This is a genomic window from Aquamicrobium terrae (genome assembly GCF_052978165.1).
The window spans coordinates 2,451,447-2,469,553 of sequence record NZ_JBRKLZ010000001.1 but is presented as its reverse complement, the minus strand read 5'-3'; the positions used below and the strand labels follow the sequence as shown (position 1 = coordinate 2,469,553).

Genomic DNA, 18,107 nt, shown 5'->3' with positions numbered 1-18,107 from the left:
CCGCCTCGGATACCTTGGCAGGGCACGTCTGGCCCCAGTAATGGGCGGGAAATGCTAAGTTCGACTTAAAGGACGCTCGCGTGCCGAACTCGGCGGGATCACCAACAGGCCGCCGCAATCAATGCCCCGTTTGCGCGGCAACCGACGAAGCGTCTTTTCCACGCCCCCCTGCCGGACGAGGCCGGGCGCGCCAGCGGAAATAGGGATCGATCCACTTGTCGATGAACATCGCATAGCAGATGGAGATAACGGCGGCGACCAGGAACACCATGACCGGATGGCCGGCCGCCCCGCTCCAATGTGTCTCGACGAAGATTATGGCGACGTAGTGGATGAGATAGATGGCGTAGGACCAAATGCCAATCTTGCTGATCCACTGCCAGTTCAGATGACGAAACACAAAATTGTCGTGATACCGAACCGCAAAATAGAAGAGCGGGTAAAGAGCTATTCCTTGCAAGGTATAGCGGGTGGTCTGCCGGAAAAATTCGCTCCGGAAAAGGAACGTGGCGAACAACAGACCAAGCGCCGCGGCCACGATGGCCCATTGGGCCACGGACATGCGCTCCTTTTCGGCGATCCTGGCCATGGGGTTGTGCCACAGCGCAAGCAAGGTTCCGAACAATATGGAGTCGATGCGCGTATCCGTTCCAAAATAAGTGCGTGCCGACAGGAATCCCGGCTGCGAGGCAAGGTAAAGCCTCCACAACAGCACGACGGCGCAGATGACGACGAACAGCTGGCCGATGCGGCGCACGCTGACGCCCCTGGACAGGAGCCCGAGCATCACCAGAGGATAGACGATGTAGAAATGCTCCTCGATCGCCAGAGACCACAGGATAACCGTCCCCCCCGGCATTACCTTACCGATATCGGCATTCATCGCGTAGTAATTGGCGAAGTAGAAAAGCTGGGAAAGGACACCGTACAAGGTTATGCCGCCTGGCAGGAAACCGGAAGCGACGAGGGAATACGCGATCGCCAGAGTGACCACGAGAGGCGGAAACAGCCGGAAGAAACGCCGGATGTAGAAATTCCTGACGTCAATCGTTGCCGTATGCCCGAACTCATTCACCAGCAAGGTGGTGATCAGATAGCCGCTCAGGAAGAAGAACACCGTGACACCGAATCCTCCCGGTACGATCTCTCCGAAGCCGGCATGCGACAGCATCACGAGCAGCACCGATGCGGCACGAATTCCGTTCAATGACGGGATCGTCTGGAAAGCTGGCGTCATTTCACAATCATGTCCAAACCCAGGAAGGTTTTCCTGCCAACAGAATTTTGGCCATAGCACACCAACATTAATGCAACACCAAGCCAAGGGCCGAATTTGTCAGGAAAGGCGAACCCCGCCCGAGCCGGGTAGCGGCACGCCGCGCCCGATGCGCGACAGCACGTCGTTGCCGGCATCGGCGGGCAGCCGCGAGAGCGCCGCGTTCCTGCTCCTGCCGGACAATGCCAGTATGATCACGGCGGGAACGCTCATCATGGTGGTCTTGCCGCTGATGCCCACGGTGGTGGAAAGAATGAGGAATATATAGGCAAGGGGCAGGATCGCACCGCGGCCAGCCGAGCGCAGCATGTCGACGAACCAGGCGGCGATGCCGAACCACAGCACGCCGGTGATCACGACGCCGTAGCGCACCGCGTGGCCAGCCCATGAATTCTCGATGCCTTCGGCAAGGCCGGTCAGCCGCACCTGTGTTTCCAGGCTGGCCATGCGGTAACCCAGCAGCATATTGATCAAGCCGATGCCGTCGAACAGTTCAAACAGCCTCAGGCGGCTGTTGGCGCTGCCCTTGTCGTTGATGAAGCGATTGATGAAATTGTCGAACACGCCCATCTGGTAAAGGGCGAAGATGACGAGGGCGACAAGCGGCAACAACACCAGAACGGCCACCAGAGCCCGCAGGCTCACCGCCCCTCCGCGCAGGAAGCGCAGGAGCCGCAGCCCGAGAACGGCCGCCGCCGTCATGTAGACGACCGTGAACGAGACCCGCGAACCGATGAACGGCATGGTCGCCATGCACAGCAGAATGATCGGCAGCCGCCAGCGCTCGCTCAATCCGCGCACGTCCTTCACCGTCATCAGGACGATGGCGTAGACGCCGGTGGCCAGCGCACCGCCCAGCGGATGTCCCAGCAGCGCCGTTGCACGATACTCCCAGACCTGTTCGGTATCGCTCATCACGAAGGGGAAAAGCCGCCATCCGGACGCGCCTTCGATCATCGCCAGGCAGCAATTGGTGATCATCAGAACATGGACGGCCCGCGCGATGGCGAGATGGGTCCTTTCTCCCACATCGGCAAACAGCATGTAGATGATGGCCGCCACGATGATCGCATCGATGAGGAACGAGGCCGGCTGGTCGCCCTTGTAGCGCGAGATGAATATCCAAAGCAGGATGCAGGCCAGCAGAAGAAAGGTGGAGCCCATGCACCGCAGCAGCAGGCTGGCCAGATAGCCGACCGGATTGGGATTGGCGATCACCGCCAGGCCGAGCGCCACCGAAAACAGATAGGTGGCCGGATGGATCTTCACGATGATCGAGCCGCCGGGAGAATTGTAGGGCAGCCCGAAGAATTCCAGGGCGAAGTCGGACAGCGACAGCAACGCCACCACGCCAAGGAAGAACAGCAGGTCGACGATGCCGCGGCTTCCAGGCTGAAGGGTGGCCGGCTGCGGAACGGCCGGCCGCGAACGGTCCAGCGCCCTTTCGCCGATGGTCCACCTCGCCGTCATTTCCGCTCCGCCTGCCCGGGTCCAGCCCCTCTTCTAGCGCCGTTAACCTTTCCAGTCGATGAAGGACACGCTAACCGCTGCCTCATATATTGGTGCTAAAGCATGATCCCGAAAAGTTGCGGACTTTTCGGAGAAGACCACGCTGCGGGCAGGAACGGGGATCGATGCGGCCACTGAGGAAACTGATCAGCCAGTCGGCCGATATCAGGACGTTCGGCTTCGGGCTGATCTGGTCGACGCTCGGCACCGTGGTGCTGCGGCTCACGCCGATGATCACCACCATCCTGATCTCCCACTGGTTCGGCATCGAATCCGTCGGCAAGTTCGCCGTCACCTATGGCACGCTGGTTTCCGCCAGCCTGCTGGCCACCAGCGGCGTCAGCCTGATGGCGACGCGCAACATCGCCGCCTATGCCGGCACCGATCCCGCCACGGCCGGGCGGCTGGCCGGCATGGCCGTGCTTCTGGTCGGCGCTTCCGGCACGGCGCTGGCCGTGGCGATCTACCTGTTCGCGGACGACATCGCCACGCGGGTCCTGAAGCAGCCGGAACTCGGCTTCTACCTGCGCGTCATCGCCCCGATCATCGTCGTCAGCGCCCTCAACAACGTGCTGTCGGCCGTGCTGAGAGGGCTCCAGGAGTTCAGGACGACCGCGCGGCTCGACATGATCATGGGCCTGCTGATGATCATCTCGGTGCCGACCGGGCTCTATTTCCACGGCCTGACGGGCGGCTTCGTCGCGCTCGGCCTCGGCTATCTGGCAGGCAGCCTGATCGCCGCCCCGGCGATGATGCGCGGCCTCGGCAGACGCGGCATCCGGTTCACCTTCCGGGGGGCGCTGTCGCAATGGCCGATGATCACGCGCTACGCCATACCGGCGCTGCTGGCCAGCATTCTCTACGAGCCGGTGAACTGGGTCTGCACGACCATCATCGTCAACAAGCCGGACGGACTGGAGCAGGTCGGCCTTTACTTCATCGCCATGCAACTGGAGACGCTGCTGCTGTTCGCGCCGCAGATCGTGGTGCAGGTGCTGATCCCCATGCTGTCGACCGGTTTCGGCGAGCGGGACCGGCGCCGGGTGCGCAACATACTGGCCATGGGCATCGGCACCAACATCGCCATCGCCATCGGCTTCGTCGTGGTGATGATGCTGTTCGGCGACTGGTTCCTGCTGCTGTTCAAGCTCGACCCGGCGCGGGACTGGCCGGTGTTCATGATCGTGGTATTCGCCGCCGCGGTGATCGCCGGCGCCTTGCCGCTCGGACAGGTGCCGGTCTCGTCCGGCCATATGTGGACCGGGCTGACCATCACCGGCGGCTGGGCGGCCACCTTCATCATCGGCACCTGGCTTTTGCAGGACCATGGCGCGCTGGGCATCGTGGCAGCGCGAACGATAGCCTGGTTGATCGCACTCGTTGCCTATGTCGTCTTTGCGGCAGTTCTGATTCCGAGACTGCCCCAAGAAAAAGTGCCTCTGGACCCCGACGCCAAGAACACAGACAACCGCAGCACGATCTGGGAGAGAAACTCGTGAGAAGCGATCTTACAGTTTTCGTATGGATATGATGGAGAAGGCCGTGAAGCGTAACCTGATTTTCGATTTCGGCCTGCACAAGGGCGAAGATACAGCTTTCTATCTGGCCAAAGGTTTTCAGGTCGTCGCCTTCGAGGCGAACCCCGAACTTGCCAATGCCTGCCGTGCAAGATTTGCTGCGGAGATCGAAGCGGGATTGCTTACCATCATGGAAGGTGCGGTGGCGCCTCCCTCTGCAGGAGATACGGTGACGTTCTTTGTCAATGAGCGCTCGGTTTGGGGTACGATTGACAAAGATTGGGTCGAACGCAACGAAAAGGCTGGGGCTTCATCAAAAAAGATCACTGCGCAACGCATCGATGTTGCCGATACGATCCAGAAGTTCGGCATGCCCTTCTACATGAAGATCGACATCGAAGGAGCCGATCAGCATGTTCTGGAGGTGCTGGCCAAATTCCCGGAAAAGCCGAAATACATCTCAATCGAATCGTCGAAGGATGATTATCAGGACGTTGTATCTGAATGCGATCGCTTGCGCGGGCTGGGTTACAACCGCTTTAAAGCGGTCCAACAGGAATATATCCCCGGCATGCGCGACCAGTTCCAACGCATGGACGGTACGCCGTTTTCATACACTTTCCCGGCCGACTCTTCTGGCCCGTTCGGCGATGAAATCCGGCAGAACTGGATGGGCTATGAAGCCGTGTTGGATGAATATCGCGCTATTTTCAGAAAGTACCGATGGCTTGGCAGCGGGTCTGCACTCCTTCGCATTCCCGGTCTGCATCGGATGCTCTGGCATTTCGGCAGAAGGCTGAATATCGGGCTTCCGGGTTGGTATGACACCCATGCAGCCCTTGATGAAAAATGACAGTTTTACTATGAATTCTCTCTTTACAGATATAGAAATTCCAATATTTTTATTATCCTTGGACCAACACTAATATGTAACTGAAACAACAATGCTAAATTGATCCAATGCAAACACGATGCTAGCCCTTATATATGGATTAATTTCAAGGTGCACATCATGGCAACAGTTGCATTTGCGAATCCGGTACTTTCCGTGATTTCTTCGCCGCCGGCTTCACCCGCCAATGGCGACCGCTATCTGATTGCACCGTCCGGCGCCAGCGGCGCCTTTGCCGGAAAGGAAAATCAGGTCGCCGAACGTACCGCAGGGGCCTGGGTGTATTCCGGCGCGCCGGCGAGCGGCCAGCAACTGATGGTCGGGCAGCTTATGCTGCAATATGCTTCCGGCTGGAAACTCTCGCCGAGCAATGTATTCGAAACGGTGACGGCGCTGCTTGCCGCGACCTCAACCTATGGCCTTGCAGATGGTGCATCCTGGCGCTGTGCCGGCAGGACGAGCCCGAACGATGGCGGGGGTTGCGTCTTCTGCTTCGACGCATCGGACACCACAACCTCCGACAATGGCGGAACCGTCCGGGTCGACAGCGCCGGCCACAGGCTGAAGGCGCAAATGTTTGATATGATGCAGTTGCCATGGATCTTCGGGATGAAGGCGGACCACTGGTCGGACGACAGCGCCGCTCTTCAAGCGATGGTGGACTGGGCCTTTAGCCAAAACATCCGCGACGTCTATCTGCCGCCGCAAGCAATCGGCCTGGGATCCTCTGTGTTCATCCCCTACGGAATCATGCTGCACGGGCAGTCAAGCAGCTATGACCTGACTCGGCCAAGCACTCGATTTATTACGATCACAGGGGCCTCCTATGCCAATGGCTTCATGATGGGGTTCAACACCACAGATAATTCCACTGAGGGTGATGGAGGATTTTACTATGGGGGCGGCATGGAGAATGTGTGCTTCCTTGATGAAGCAGGACTAGGCAACGCGAAGGGCATTATCGCCTTTGGCAACAATCTCGAATTCAAGAATGTGGGCGGACGCTTCATGCTTCAGGTGCTGAACCGCGCAGAAAGCGCCTACAGCGATAACCTGCGCATCATCAATCCGTACTACAGCAACTCTACCGATCCCGAAGTCGCTCAGTTCGCAATTGCCGGTGGTGGTGACGGTCTCATAATCGAGTGTGGGAATTTCCCGCCGGACCAGTCGAGAGCCATTGAAATCGGCCCTTTCACGTACGGTGGTGCATTTGGCGGTGTGATCCGCCAGTGCATCAACGGTTCAATGTATATAGACGGCTATAACATCACCATCGAGAATTGGCACGCCGAAAACTCCACTCTGAAAGTCGGGGTGACTGCTCACGTCATGGTAGTCAATTCCAACATCGGTGAGGACACCCTTCTCACCGAGCCGCCGATCCAGATGGTGGACAGCATGGAATTTGGAAATTCCAGTTTCCTCGAACTGAACAACGTGGCGTTCCGGTGGTCCGGAATTGGCCAATTCTATTCCTCGTGCGACTTCGACTTGTCGGTATACTTTGAAGCCAATGTCGCCATTAAAAACTGTCGGCGCATCGTGAACGGGGTCAACTCAGTAACGGTGAACACCGGCATCCGCGTCGCCCAAGAAGATAAAGTCACCCCGGTGCCCGGTTGGGAGCCCTACGCGGATTTGTTGAGCCGGAACGGGCAGATCCTCCCCGGATACAACGTGGTACTAGACCACGCCATCCCCTCTGCGACTGCGGTCTATCAGGGCATCTGGTCTGCCCAGCAAAACACGTCCACGGCCAATGCGTGGCGGATCGCTACCGGCACCTACTACTACAACTCGGTCCGGATGTACGACACCACCAATCAGATCGGCATCGCCAGCGTGAACGGGGAAAAAAGCATCAACGTATCCAATACCTCATCGACAGTCAGTCTCGCTGATTACTCGTCACCACGGTCCGCCGGCGTCGGGCCAGTGCAAGGGATGACACGATTTTACAGAGGCACCGCTGCCGGAGTTTACAACGCCTATGCGGATGTACCGATCCTGGCGCCCGATCCCGCGGGTGTTACGGACGACGGCGACTATATCGGCGGGGTTCGCTGGAAGTCCCGCACGCCCGGCGGCATCGACACCATCTATCCGCCCGACCTCACCGTGCCATGGCATGTCTATGGCGTCGGTATGCTCAAGAACATGGTGCCCGTCATCACCACGCCGGCCAACGCCGCAGTGACCTTGCGTGTCGCCTCCGACCAGCAGGTCATCTACAGTTCACCGATCACAGCGAACCGGGCTGTGACCCTGCCTGCATTGGGTCGAAAAGGTGATCGGGTGCTGGTCACGCGCACGTCAGGCGCAACGGGTGCGTTCAACGTGACGATCGCATACGGCGGAGGCTCCACCACGCTGGCCGCACCTACGCGCGCGGCATCTGCGGAGTTCATGCACAACGGCACCAATTGGGTTCTGATCGCCCAGTCCTCGGTCTGACCCCAAGCGGAAACCACCAGAAGAAGCAGCCAGCGCTCTAAGTTGCGAGCGCTGGTTTTTTGGAGGAAACACGTCGGCGGCACGCCGTGATCAGAGGGCGCTCGACAATCAGGTGCGCCAGGCAACCGCCGACAATCGTCCCGACGAACACCAGCAGGAAAATCAGCTCCTGCGATATGGGCAGGTATTCAGCAATTTTAATGGCGATTTTTCCCAGTAGTCCCATGACCGCCAGATGGGTGAGATAGATCGAATAGGAAGCATCACCTATCAGATTGAGGAGCCGCAGCCTGGAGGGCCACTGACCGGCGCTTTCCAGCGCGGCCGCGCCGGCGATCAGCAGGCCGAACGAGACGGCGTAGGCAATCTGCAACTGGCTGTAGGGCATCCCCCCGCTTTCGAGCACATAGACGGCGGCCAGAAGCAGCAGGCCGGCCGGAAACATGCTCTTGACGATTGCCGGCCGGCCGTGCCTCCAGCCGTAGAAGGCCAGCATGCCGACGAGGAAATTGAGATTGAGCGGCGAGAAATAGGTCGTCCACGACGTCCAGTCATCGTAATCGGGATAGGGGCGCAGCAGCAGGCAGGCTGCCATCCACAGCCCGAACACCGCCATGCCCAGACGTTTTCCGACGATGAGAAGCGCGAAAACGAGATAGAAGGCCAACTCGTGAACCAGCGTCCACGCCGGCGCGATGGGGAAGGTGAACCGGTCCAGACGGACCAGCGCTATGGTGGAAATCCAGCCGCCGAAAGTGTCCGGTATGGTCGCCGACGTGCCGAAACCCATCGCCACCAAGGCACAGAATATGCCCACGTAAAGCCAATACACCGGAAAAAGACGCACGAACCGGCGGGCTAGATAGTTGCGTAGCCGTTCAGGGTGATCGATGTCACGGCTATGGGCGAAGATGATGATGAAACCCGAAAGAACGAAGAAGAAGTCGACGCCGAGATTGCCGCGCCGGGTGTAGTCCATGAACAGTTCCTGCCCGAGATAGCGCGGCAGGGTCATCATGATCGAAAGATGGAAGGCGACGACAGCAATCGCCGCAAGGCCCCGCGCCTGCTGCAACGAATAGAGTTGCTTCTGCCCGCTCATCGTCCCCCACTCCCGCAACGGCCTCGGAAGGCCCTGCAACCTCCAGCCCAGGACGGATACCATGCTTATGCCGATGTCGAAACCGGGGTCACGCCACCTCGTCGAGGCGCTGGTCGGGATCGGCGGAGTTCCAGCACAACGGCACCTATTGGGAACTGGTGGCCCGGTCCAAGGCTTAACGCGGCCTGCAGGCAGGAAACCTCAAGTCGAGTTCGGCTTTCAGGCAGCAGGCCTCCGCGGATGGGGCCTCTGCTCCCGAAGCGAACCGAAAGCGCTTCAATCTGAAGTTTCCTTACAAGTTCTTTGCAATTGCCTGCTATCCAGCGGACAGTCCAACGGGTTGGCGGGACAGAAAAATGGACTTTCGCAAAGCACCACCCCAGCTCCTGCCCGGGCGATCTTGCATGTCCGTCGTCTTCAGCCCGATAGTCAGGAAGGACCTCGACCAGCTCCCAGGCTCCTTGCCGGCCCGGCGCAAGGCGAAAATCGGCGATCCATTCGCCTGCAACCGCGGAAGACGAACGTGAAGAAGCTCTACTCCGTCCAGTATCTCCGGGCCTGCGCGGCCTTGCTGGTGCTGGTTGCGCACTCCTTTTCCTACCAGATCGGCACCGACAGGCTGATCATTCCGATTTCGGGCCACGCCGGCGTCGTGCTGTTCTTCATCATCAGCGGCTTCATAATGGTCTATATTTCAGGGAAAGGGCCATTTCACGCCCCCACCTTCCTCAAGCGACGGGCAATCCGCATCGTTCCCCTCTACTGGCTGTTCACAAGCATGGCCGCGCTGGCCGCAGCGCTGATGCCAAACCTTTTCCAGACAACCGTCTTCACCTGGTCGCACTTTTTCCAGTCGCTTTTCTTCATCGTTCATGAAGCCCCGGAAAAAGGCGGAGCCAGTCCGCTTCTCTCCCTCGGCTGGACACTCAACTACGAGGTCTATTTCTATATCCTGTTCGCGCTGGCCGCCTTTCTCGCCGTTACCTCGCGCGCGTTGGTGCTGACCGTGTTCTTTGTGGCGATGTGGGTGGCAGGGTTGCTGACCGCTCCCGCCGATCCGGTGCTGCAATTCTATCTGGGCGCCAATCCGCTGGCCTTCGTCGTCGGCATGTGGATAGGCTGGCTCCACCTGAACGGCCGTCTCACATATGATGCGCGACGCGCCCGGATCCTCGGCTTCGCCGCCTTGGCGGGCGCCGTGCTTGCATTCGTCGATGACGGAACACTGCTGCTGGTGCAGATCAGCTTCGCCGGGCAAGTCGTCTGGGCAGCCGGCCTGCTTCTTCTCGGCCTCATCCTGGAACCGAAGCTCAAGCACTGGCGCCTGCTCGAACAGCTTGGCGACGCGTCCTATTCGCTTTACCTGTCCCACATCTTCGTCATCGGCGTCGTGGTGTTTCTGGCGAGACGCATCATCGGTTCCGAAGGCACCCTCACGGTGATCCTGATTGCCATGGCCAGCATCGTGGCCGCGTGCATTGCCAGCCTGCTGATCCACGGCCTGATCGAGAAACCGATGCTGCGCGCCCTGAGCGGCAAGCGGAAACCGGGCAAGGCCATGGCCGCCCAGGCAGCCGGCAGCAAATAAAGGCCGAGCCCGGCAACAGCCAAGTAATTTGCCTGCCCGTCGTCGTCAGCCGGCCGCACCTGTGAAGACCAGCAGGTAGGCCAATCCCGGCGCCAGCGGCGGATATACCGACAGCTTGATGACGATCCTGGCCAGAAAGCCGATGAGGAAATGCGGGTTGAGCGGCGAGGAATAGGTCGTCTACGTTTGTCCGGTCCTCGTCATCGAGACATGGCGCGGCAGAAGAATAAGGTTGCTTCTGCCCGTTCATCGCCCCTCCCGCACGGGACGGATGCCATGCTTAAGCCGATGTCGAAACCGGACGATGACGCCGGGTCACGCCACCTCGTCGAGGCGCTGGTCGGGATCGGCCGCGACGAGCGACACCGCCACCGCGCCATCGTTGGAGAGCGCCTGCGCCATGCGCTGCTCGCGCAGGTCGGCCTGGCCGTGCCTGACCACCAGCGCGGCGTTGCGCGTCAGTTCCGCCACCGTGCGGGCCGGCAGGTCGTGCTCGGTCTCGAGCTCGCCGATATTGACCACCACGTCGTCATATTCGGCGCTGACCGCCTCGAGCACGTTGCAGACCGCGCGGCGCGACAGCCTTGAGATGGCCGGGGAGCGGCCGGCATTGAGCCTGTGCAGGCCGCTGTCGTGATCCGCGTGGACGGCACCGAAGGCCGAGACTTCGCCCAACGCGATCTCGGCAAGGCCGGGGTCGGATTTCGGCGCATCCGAAGCCAGATCGACGAAGATCGCGCTGCGGCCGCGCGACAGGGCGCCCTGCGCCAGATCCAGCGCGCCGCGCCGCGCCATTCTGGGGTCGCCCAGCGTCGTCACCAGGACGAGGCCGTCGACCACGGTGTCGGCGCCGGCCTTCGGAACCAGCGGCGCGGACTGCGGCCGGCGGCCGAGCAGACCGGCGAAGAAATCGATGAGGATCGCCGCGAGGATGCCGACGAACAGGCCAAGCAGCGTGGCCGCGACCAGCAGCGGCAGGCGCGGCGGGAACGACGGGGACGCGGGCACCGCCGCCTCGGCGATGACGCGCGCCGTGCGCGCGGTGATGCCTTCCTGCTGCGCCGTCTCCTGCGCCCGCACCAGGAAGGATTCGTAGACCAGCCGGATCGACTGCGCCTCGCGCTCCAGCTCGCGCAGCCGGATCAGGTCCTGGTTGGTGGAGAAGGACGCGTCCTTGGCCTGCTGCAAGGCCTGATTGATCTGGTTCAGCGCATCGACGGCGATCCTGTTGTCGTCGCGCGCGGCGGCCACCAGCCTGCCGCTTTCCTCGCGGATCGCCGTTTCGGCCTGCGCCACTTCCTGAATGGCGGCAGTGACGCGCGGATGGCGCGGCCCCAGCACGTTCTGGAGGTCGGCCAGCCGCTGCCTGGCATCGGCCAGTCGCGTGCGCAGGGCGCCCATGGCGCTGCCGGCATCGGCGACGGTGGCGCCGACATAGCCGCGCGTGCGCAGGCCTTCCTCCAGAACCTGCAATCGGGCGGCGGTTTCGTTGACGCGGGCCAGCGCCTCCGACTGGCGGGCGCTCAGGTCGGTCAGCCTGCGGTCGCCGAGCAACTGTCCGTCGGTCTGCGATATATTGTGCTCGCGCTTGAACGTCTCGACGCGTTCCTCGGCGTCGTTCAACTGGGCCTGCAATTCGGCAAGGCGGCCGCGTATGGCGGAACTGACGTCGCGGACGGACTTGGCGGACGATGAAATCTGGTCGGCGACATAGGCGGCGGCAACGGCGTTGGCCAGCCGGGCGGACTTGGCGGCCTCCCTCGTGGTGACGGTGATCTCGATCACATAGGTGTTTTCCCGGCGCGTCACTTCGGTGGCACGGGCCAGGCCCTCCAGCGCGACATCGGCCGCGCTGCGCGCGCCGCCCGCGTTCTTCACGAATTCCGGATCCGAAGCGAGGTCGGTTTCCTTCACGACACGGCCGAGCACGGTCTCGGAGGTGATCACCTCGATCTGGCTGTCGACCAGCGCCATGTCGCCGCCCAGCCCCTGCTGGACGATCTCGTTCTGGACGATGCGCTGCTCGCGCGGGTCGATGAGGATGCGCGACGTCGCGCTGTAGCGAGGCGCGATCGTCGACAGGGCGAAATAGGCCAGCCCGGCGAAGGCGAGGATGCAGAACAGGATGGTCCAGCGATGACGCAGCAGCGTCTCGCCAAGACCATAGAGATCGATGGTGGAATCGATCTGGCGGCCGGGCGCCGGTTTGCGGTCAGGCCGGTTGCCTGAAAGAATAGCCATGCGCGCGGGCTCCCAGGGGCGATGCCGGCACTTTGCCGGATGGTAAACAAGTGATGCGCAAACAGCCTTAAAATGAGGTTAAGCCGGCGCATCCTCCATCAGCCATCGTCATGGCCCGAACAAGGCGGCCCCCGATCATCCGCGCGCGGAATTCATGGTCTGCAAGCGCCGCTCCCAGCCAAGCGCGTCGGCGACGATGAGGTCGAGGTCGTCACGCTGCGGCGCCCAGCCCAGCTCGCTGCGGGCAAGGTTGGAGTTGGCCACCACGGAAGCCGCGTCGCCGGCGCGGCGCGGCCCGCTGCGCACGTCGAAATCGCCGCCGAACACCCGGCGCACCGCCTCGATCACCTCCAGCACCGAATAACCGTGGCCGTAGCCGCAATTGGCGATCAGGCTGTCGCCGCCCGCCCGCAGCCGCTGCAGGGCCAGCCGGTGGGCGCGCGCCAGATCGGAGACATGGATGTAGTCGCGCACGCAGGTGCCGTCCGCCGTCGGGTAGTCGGAGCCATAGACCTGCATGAAGGGCCGTTTGCCGAGCGCCGTCTCGCAGGCCACCTTGATGAGATGGGTGGCGCCCGGCGTCGACTGGCCGGTGCGGCCGCCGGGATCGGCTCCCGCCACGTTGAAGTAGCGCAGCGCCGTGTAGCGCAGGTCGTGGGCGGCGGCGGCATCACGCAGCATCCATTCGCTCATCAGCTTGGAGCGGCCATAGGGCGATTCCGGCTCCAGGCGCGCATTCTCCTGCACCGGCTCGATGCCGGCCCCGCCATAGACGGCGGCGGTGGAGGAAAAGATGAAATGGCGGACCTTGCCTTCCACCGCCGCCTCGATCAGGCTGCGCGTCTTGCAGGTGTTGTTCTGATAGTAGGCGAGCGGATCGGCGACCGATTCCGGCACCACGATCGAACCGGCGAAATGGATGATCGCCTCGATGCCGTGCTCGCGGATGAGGCCGCCGATCAGCGCCGTATCGGCGATGTCGCCCTCGACCAGCGTGGCTTCCGGCGCCACCGCCCAGTCGAACCCCTTCGACAGATTGTCGATGACGACGACCTTCTCCCCCGCATCCAGCAGTTCCCACACCATGTGGCTGCCGATGTAGCCGGCGCCTCCCGTCACAAGCACTGCCATGCCGCTGCTCTCTCCTTTATGTATCGTTGCTGCCTGCATAGCCTCTTGGCGGGCGAGGGGAAAGTCCGCCGAAATGGGAACGGCAATTGGTTCGAAGTGGAGGGGTCGCGTTTACCCGATCTTGATAGCTCCATTTGTAGTTGAGAGCATCTGGGCGGGCCGGTTCCCGTCCCAGCGTCCGCAGCCAAGGGCTTTCGCTTGGCGTGCCGCACCGGAGGCAAAAAAGGTGAGCGCCATCCGCCCTCTCGAGCAGCGTGATCTTCCGGTCATCGCCAACATGCTCCAGCGCGTCCTGCGCAAGGAAAAGGCACCGGCACCGGCCTCGCTCACCGCCTATCTGGGGCAGTTCTACCTGGACGCCCATGGCGACGGCATCACCTCGCTCGTCCACACCGACGATGCCGGCGAGGTGTCCGGCTTCATCGGCATGCACGGGTTGCCGATGATCCATGGCGAGCGGCGATTGCGGGCCGCCATATGCAGCTCGTTCATGGTCGAGAAGGGCAATCGCGACCCGATGGCCGGCGCCCGGCTCATGAAGGCCTTTCTGGAGGGCCCGCAGGATCTGTCCTTCAGCGAAACGGCCAACCGCACCTCCACCCAGATGTGGACGCGCCTGCGCGGCACCATCCTGCCGCAATACAGCCTCGACTGGATCCGGGTCATCCGGCCGGCCGCCTTTGCGCTCGGCATGGCCGGCCAGCACTGCCGGCCGGCACGCCTGTTCACGCCGCTGGCCTCCGCTTTCGACCGTCTCTACCGCAAAAGGCTGAAGCCGGGGGAGACGCGCTGGGCGGCCACCGCATCGAGCGGAATTGCGCCGCCGGCCCTGCGCGTCGACGAGGTCGATCATGCCGGCTTCGCGCAGATGCTGGAACCGCTGACGGCGCATTTTCCGCTGCGGCCGCGCTGGGCGGATCTCCCGCTTGAGCAAATGCTGGCCGACGGCGGACAAAAACCCGACCTCGGGGAATTCGTGCTGGCCGGCGTGACGACGGCGGGCGGGTCCCCGGTCGGGGCCTTCGCCTACCATGCCAGGCCGCACGGCATCGCGCGCGTGCTGCAGGTGCTTGCCCGTCCCGGCCAGGAAGGCGCGGTCATCGACTGCCTCGTCGGGCATGCCGCAGCACACGGCGTCGCCGCCCTGCGGGGACGCACGCAGCCGGCGCTCCTGGCCGCGATGTTGACCCGGCGCATCGCCTTCCTTCCCGCCACGACGACCATCGTCCATTCGCGCGATGCCGGGCTTGTCGGGGCGATGGCCAGCGGGCAAGCTTTCCTGAACGGGCTGGCCGGAGAAGAATGGAGCCGGCTGATCGGCGGCCGTTTCACCTAAAGCTCGTCGCGATCTTCCGGATTCGCTCCTTGCGCTTTAGGCTGTCGTTTTTACGCATGTCGCCCGAAACCGGGTCCCACTTTCGGGCGACATGCCCTGGGGCCGGCCACATATCGCGGCCTCGATGCCGCCTGAAGGAGTTGAACCGATGGATTTTGGACTTACCGGCAAACGCGCGGTGGTGGTGGGCGCCAGCAAGGGACTGGGCGGCGCGAGTGCCGTCGCCCTTGCGATGGAGGGGGCCGTAGTGATCGCCCTGTCGCGCTCGGGCACGCTGCCGGACGGGCTAGCGCCCGAGGTGGCGGCGCGGATGAGCGCCCGCGCCCTCGATCTCGCGGACGAAGCCGCCGTCGCCGCTTTCTGCGACGAAATCCGCGCCGATCCGGTGCAGATACTGGTCAACAATTGCGGCGGCCCGCCTGCCGGGCCCGCCCGCGGCCAAACCCGGGAAGCTTGGCGCAAGGCCTTCGAGTCGATGGCGATGCCGATGTTCGCGCTGACCGATGCCGCGCTTGACGGCATGGTCGCCGCAGGCTGGGGCCGCATCGTCACCATCGGCTCGTCCGGCATCGAGGTGCCGATCCCCGGCCTTGTGCTGTCCAACGGTGTGCGCGGCGCCATCGCCGGCTGGTCCAAGACCCTGGCGGCGGAAGTCGCCGCCCATTCGGTCACCGTCAACATGGTGCTGCCGGGCCGCATCGCCACCGACCGGCTGGCCCAACTGGACGCGATCAGGGCGCGAAATTCGGGACAGGACATGGCGGCGGTCGAAGCCGAAGCCCGCGCGACCATTCCGGCCGGCCGCTACGGCCGGCCCGAGGAATTCGGCGCGGTGGTGGCGTTCCTGTGCTCGCAACAGGCCAGCTATGTCACGGGATCGATGATCCGGGTCGACGGCGGGGCGACCCGCAGCCACTAGGAACCTCTGCATCGGGGGCACGTGGGGCGATGTCGCCGTCGCCCCAGCGCGTCATCTCATCGCCGGGATCGATGCCGGCCCATTGCACCAGCCGGGCCGCGATCTCGCGCACCAGATCGTCCATGGTGGCGGGGCGGGCATAGAAGGGCGGCACCGGCGGGGCGATGACAGCGCCCAGCCGAGCCAGCTTCAGCATGGCCTCGAGATGACCTTCATGCAGCGGCGCCTCGCGCGGCGCCACCACCAGCCGGCGCTTCTCCTTCAGCACCACGTCGGCCGCCCTCGTCAGCAAATTGTCGCCCAGCCCGTGGGCCATGGCGGCCAGGCTGCGCATCGAGCACGGCACCACGATCATGCCTGCAGTGCGGAACGAGCCGCTGGCGATGGGCGCGGCGAGATTGCGCGGCGAATGGACATGCGCGGCCGCGTCGCCCAGCCGGGCAAGGCCGTCACTGCCCAGCTCATGGGCGACGGTCAGGCGCGCGCCGGGTGTCACCACGAGATGCGTCTCGACACCGGCCGCGCCGAGCTGGCGCAGCGTCTCCAGCGCCAGCGCGGAGCCCGAGGCACCGGTAACGCCGACGATCAGCCGTGCCGCCATGGCGCGCTCCCCTGTCCTGCCGGAAAGAATTCCTGCCAGCGTTCCGCGACCCGCCGGGCGACCTCCGCATCCATTTCCAGCTTCACGCCCCAGTCGCGGCTGGTTTCGGCGCCGATCTTGCGGGTGGCGTCGAGCCCCATCTTGCCGCCCAGCCCTTCCAGCGGCGAGGCGAAATCGAGCTGGTCGATCGGCGTGCGCTCCGCCACCAGAAGATCGCGCGAGGGGTCCATGCGCGTGGCCAGCGCCCACATCACGTCCGGCCAGGAGCGGATGTCGATGTCGTCATCGACCACGATGATGGTCTTGGTCATCGAGAATTGCGGCAACAGAGACCAGAACCCCATCATGACGCGCCGCGCCTGCCCCGGATAGGATTTGGCAATGGCGATCACCGCCATCCTGTAGGAGCAGGCCTCCGGCGGCAGCCACACGTCCACGATCTCCGGAAGCTGCTGGCGAAGCAGCGGCTTGAAGACATCGAGCATGGCTTCCCCAAGCACGGCCGGCTCGTCCGGCGCGCGGCCGGTGAAGGTGGTGAGATAGCTTGCGTCGTCGCGCATGTGGAGGCGCGACAGCGTGAACACCGGATAGCGCTCGGCCGCATTGTAATAGCCGGTATGATCCCCGAATGGCCCTTCGAGCGCCGTCTCGGTTGGCGAAACCGTGCCCTCCAGCACGATCTCGGCGCTCGCCGGCACATGCAGTCCTATGTCCTTGCAAGGCGCCAGGCTGGCGCGCCTGTCGCCGATCATGCCGGCAAGCGCCAGTTCCGACACGCCTTCGGGCGCCGGCATGACAGCGGCGAGCAGCGTTGCGGGATCCGCCCCGATCACCACCGCCACCGGCATCGCCTCGCCCCGTGCCTGCCACAGCCGGTGGTGGGCGGCGCCTCCGCGCATCGGCAGCCAGCGCATGATGGCGCGGTCGCGGCCGATGACCTGCATGCGGTAGATGCCGAGATTGTAGGCGGCAGGATCGTCCTTGCCGGGCGGGCGGGTCACCACCACCGGCCAGGTGATCAGCGGCCCGGCATCGCCCGGCCAGCAGGTCTGGACCGGCAGCAGCGAGAAATCCGCATCCGTCTCGCGCCATTCCCGTGGCCTGGAAACCGTCTTCGGTCGCGCCTGCAAGGCGCTGCGGGCGGCGGGCAGGAGGTGCCGCGCCTGGCCAAGGTTGCGCGGCGGCTGCGGCGACCGCAGCCAGGCCAGCAATTCGCCCAGTTCGACAAGGTTCCCGGGCTCCGTTCCCAGCCCCCAGGCGACACGCCGGGTGGTGCCGAACAGGTTGGTCACCACCGGCAGCCTGGCCATATGACCGTCCCGGTCCCGAGCGCCGATGAGCCGCAGGGCCGGCCCGCCGGCGGCGATCACCCTGCGATGCAGTTCGGTGACCTCCAGATGCATGGAAACGGGGGCGGTGACGGTTTCGAGGTCGTCCCGCTCCTTCAGATAGGCGAGGAAGACGCCAAGGGTCGGAAAGTGAGGAAGGCTACGCTGGTGCATGCAATTGTCCCGGGCCCGCCATCAGCGGCCCGCACC

At 63.3% G+C, this 18,107-nt stretch carries 13 protein-coding genes; 6 read left to right on the top strand and 7 right to left on the bottom strand.

The window, feature by feature from the left end:
• Positions 1-118: 118 nt before the first annotated feature.
• Together ACVCNR_RS12240 and ACVCNR_RS12235 are read right to left on the bottom strand one after the other, a co-directional pair.
• Complete coding sequence (locus tag ACVCNR_RS12240) at positions 119-1,237, bottom strand: acyltransferase family protein (RefSeq protein WP_354194828.1); 1,119 nt, start codon at positions 1,235-1,237, stop codon at positions 119-121.
• Positions 1,238-1,336: 99 nt separating this feature from the next.
• A complete protein-coding gene (locus ACVCNR_RS12235; RefSeq protein ID WP_447075005.1) occupies positions 1,337-2,746 on the bottom strand; it encodes a VpsF family polysaccharide biosynthesis protein in 1,410 nt (469 codons plus the stop codon).
• A 164-nt stretch (positions 2,747-2,910) separates the two neighbouring features.
• Between ACVCNR_RS12235 and ACVCNR_RS12230 the strand changes: the two genes are divergently transcribed.
• The 3 genes from ACVCNR_RS12230 (at position 2,911) to ACVCNR_RS12220 (ending at position 7,651) form a co-directional block, all read left to right on the top strand.
• Positions 2,911-4,284, top strand: coding sequence for an oligosaccharide flippase family protein (locus tag ACVCNR_RS12230; protein WP_447075004.1), 1,374 nt, complete (start codon positions 2,911-2,913; stop codon positions 4,282-4,284).
• A gap of 43 nt (positions 4,285-4,327) precedes the next feature.
• Positions 4,328-5,155, top strand: a complete 828-nt coding sequence (locus ACVCNR_RS12225; RefSeq protein ID WP_447075003.1) for an FkbM family methyltransferase — start codon at positions 4,328-4,330, stop codon at positions 5,153-5,155.
• Positions 5,156-5,314: 159 nt separating this feature from the next.
• A complete protein-coding gene (locus ACVCNR_RS12220) occupies positions 5,315-7,651 on the top strand; it encodes a DUF2793 domain-containing protein (protein WP_447075002.1) in 2,337 nt (778 codons plus the stop codon).
• Positions 7,652-7,688: 37 nt separating this feature from the next.
• Here ACVCNR_RS12220 and ACVCNR_RS12215 read toward each other — a convergent pair whose 3' ends face one another.
• Positions 7,689-8,753, bottom strand: coding sequence for an acyltransferase family protein (locus ACVCNR_RS12215; protein WP_354194816.1), 1,065 nt, complete (start codon positions 8,751-8,753; stop codon positions 7,689-7,691).
• 61 nt (positions 8,754-8,814) lie between these two features.
• On the opposite strand from ACVCNR_RS12215, the gene ACVCNR_RS12210 reads away from it, so the two are divergent.
• Positions 8,815-10,341 (top strand): acyltransferase family protein, encoded by a 1,527-nt coding sequence (locus ACVCNR_RS12210; RefSeq protein WP_447075001.1) that lies wholly within the window; start codon positions 8,815-8,817, stop codon positions 10,339-10,341.
• Positions 10,342-10,656: 315 nt separating this feature from the next.
• On the opposite strand, the gene ACVCNR_RS12205 is transcribed toward ACVCNR_RS12210, so the two are convergent.
• Both ACVCNR_RS12205 and galE read right to left on the bottom strand, forming a co-directional pair.
• Complete coding sequence (locus ACVCNR_RS12205) at positions 10,657-12,582, bottom strand: GumC family protein (RefSeq protein ID WP_447075000.1); 1,926 nt, start codon at positions 12,580-12,582, stop codon at positions 10,657-10,659.
• Positions 12,583-12,717: 135 nt separating this feature from the next.
• Positions 12,718-13,713 carry a UDP-glucose 4-epimerase GalE gene (gene galE / locus ACVCNR_RS12200; protein ID WP_354194810.1) on the bottom strand — a complete coding sequence of 332 codons (996 nt, stop codon included), beginning with the start codon at positions 13,711-13,713 and terminating at the stop codon, positions 12,718-12,720.
• 226 nt (positions 13,714-13,939) lie between these two features.
• Here galE and ACVCNR_RS12195 point away from each other — a divergent pair, with 226 nt between their 5' ends.
• Positions 13,940-15,049, top strand: coding sequence for a hypothetical protein (locus ACVCNR_RS12195; protein WP_447074999.1), 1,110 nt, complete (start codon positions 13,940-13,942; stop codon positions 15,047-15,049).
• A 148-nt stretch (positions 15,050-15,197) separates the two neighbouring features.
• Entirely contained in the window at positions 15,198-15,968 is a 771-nt protein-coding gene (locus ACVCNR_RS12190; RefSeq protein ID WP_447074998.1) for an SDR family oxidoreductase, read from the top strand.
• Here the strand turns inward: ACVCNR_RS12190 and ACVCNR_RS12185 are convergent.
• Both ACVCNR_RS12185 and ACVCNR_RS12180 read right to left on the bottom strand, forming a co-directional pair.
• Positions 15,919-16,569 (bottom strand): UbiX family flavin prenyltransferase, encoded by a 651-nt coding sequence (locus tag ACVCNR_RS12185; protein ID WP_354194804.1) that lies wholly within the window; start codon positions 16,567-16,569, stop codon positions 15,919-15,921. The genes ACVCNR_RS12190 and ACVCNR_RS12185 overlap by 50 nt on opposite strands.
• Positions 16,554-18,071, bottom strand: a complete 1,518-nt coding sequence (locus tag ACVCNR_RS12180; protein ID WP_447074997.1) for a UbiD family decarboxylase — start codon at positions 18,069-18,071, stop codon at positions 16,554-16,556. The genes ACVCNR_RS12185 and ACVCNR_RS12180 overlap by 16 nt, the downstream gene beginning before the upstream one ends.
• Positions 18,072-18,107 lie beyond the last annotated feature (36 nt).

Bases quoted from the DNA above. Each gene is read 5' to 3' on its own strand.
- ACVCNR_RS12185 (WP_354194804.1), bottom strand. From the start codon at position 16,569: ATGGCGGCACGGCTGATCGTCGGCGTTACCGGTGCCTCGGGCTCCGCG.
- ACVCNR_RS12235 (WP_447075005.1), bottom strand. From the start codon at position 2,746: ATGACGGCGAGGTGGACCATCGGCGAAAGGGCGCTGGACCGTTCGCGG.
- ACVCNR_RS12205 (WP_447075000.1), bottom strand. From the start codon at position 12,582: ATGGCTATTCTTTCAGGCAACCGGCCTGACCGCAAACCGGCGCCCGGC.
- ACVCNR_RS12215 (WP_354194816.1), bottom strand. From the start codon at position 8,753: ATGAGCGGGCAGAAGCAACTCTATTCGTTGCAGCAGGCGCGGGGCCTT.
- ACVCNR_RS12240 (WP_354194828.1), bottom strand. From the start codon at position 1,237: ATGACGCCAGCTTTCCAGACGATCCCGTCATTGAACGGAATTCGTGCC.
- galE (WP_354194810.1), bottom strand. From the start codon at position 13,713: ATGGCAGTGCTTGTGACGGGAGGCGCCGGCTACATCGGCAGCCACATG.
- ACVCNR_RS12220 (WP_447075002.1), top strand. From the start codon at position 5,315: ATGGCAACAGTTGCATTTGCGAATCCGGTACTTTCCGTGATTTCTTCG.
- ACVCNR_RS12180 (WP_447074997.1), bottom strand. From the start codon at position 18,071: ATGCACCAGCGTAGCCTTCCTCACTTTCCGACCCTTGGCGTCTTCCTC.
- ACVCNR_RS12190 (WP_447074998.1), top strand. From the start codon at position 15,198: ATGGATTTTGGACTTACCGGCAAACGCGCGGTGGTGGTGGGCGCCAGC.
- ACVCNR_RS12210 (WP_447075001.1), top strand. From the start codon at position 8,815: ATGCTTATGCCGATGTCGAAACCGGGGTCACGCCACCTCGTCGAGGCG.
- ACVCNR_RS12230 (WP_447075004.1), top strand. From the start codon at position 2,911: ATGCGGCCACTGAGGAAACTGATCAGCCAGTCGGCCGATATCAGGACG.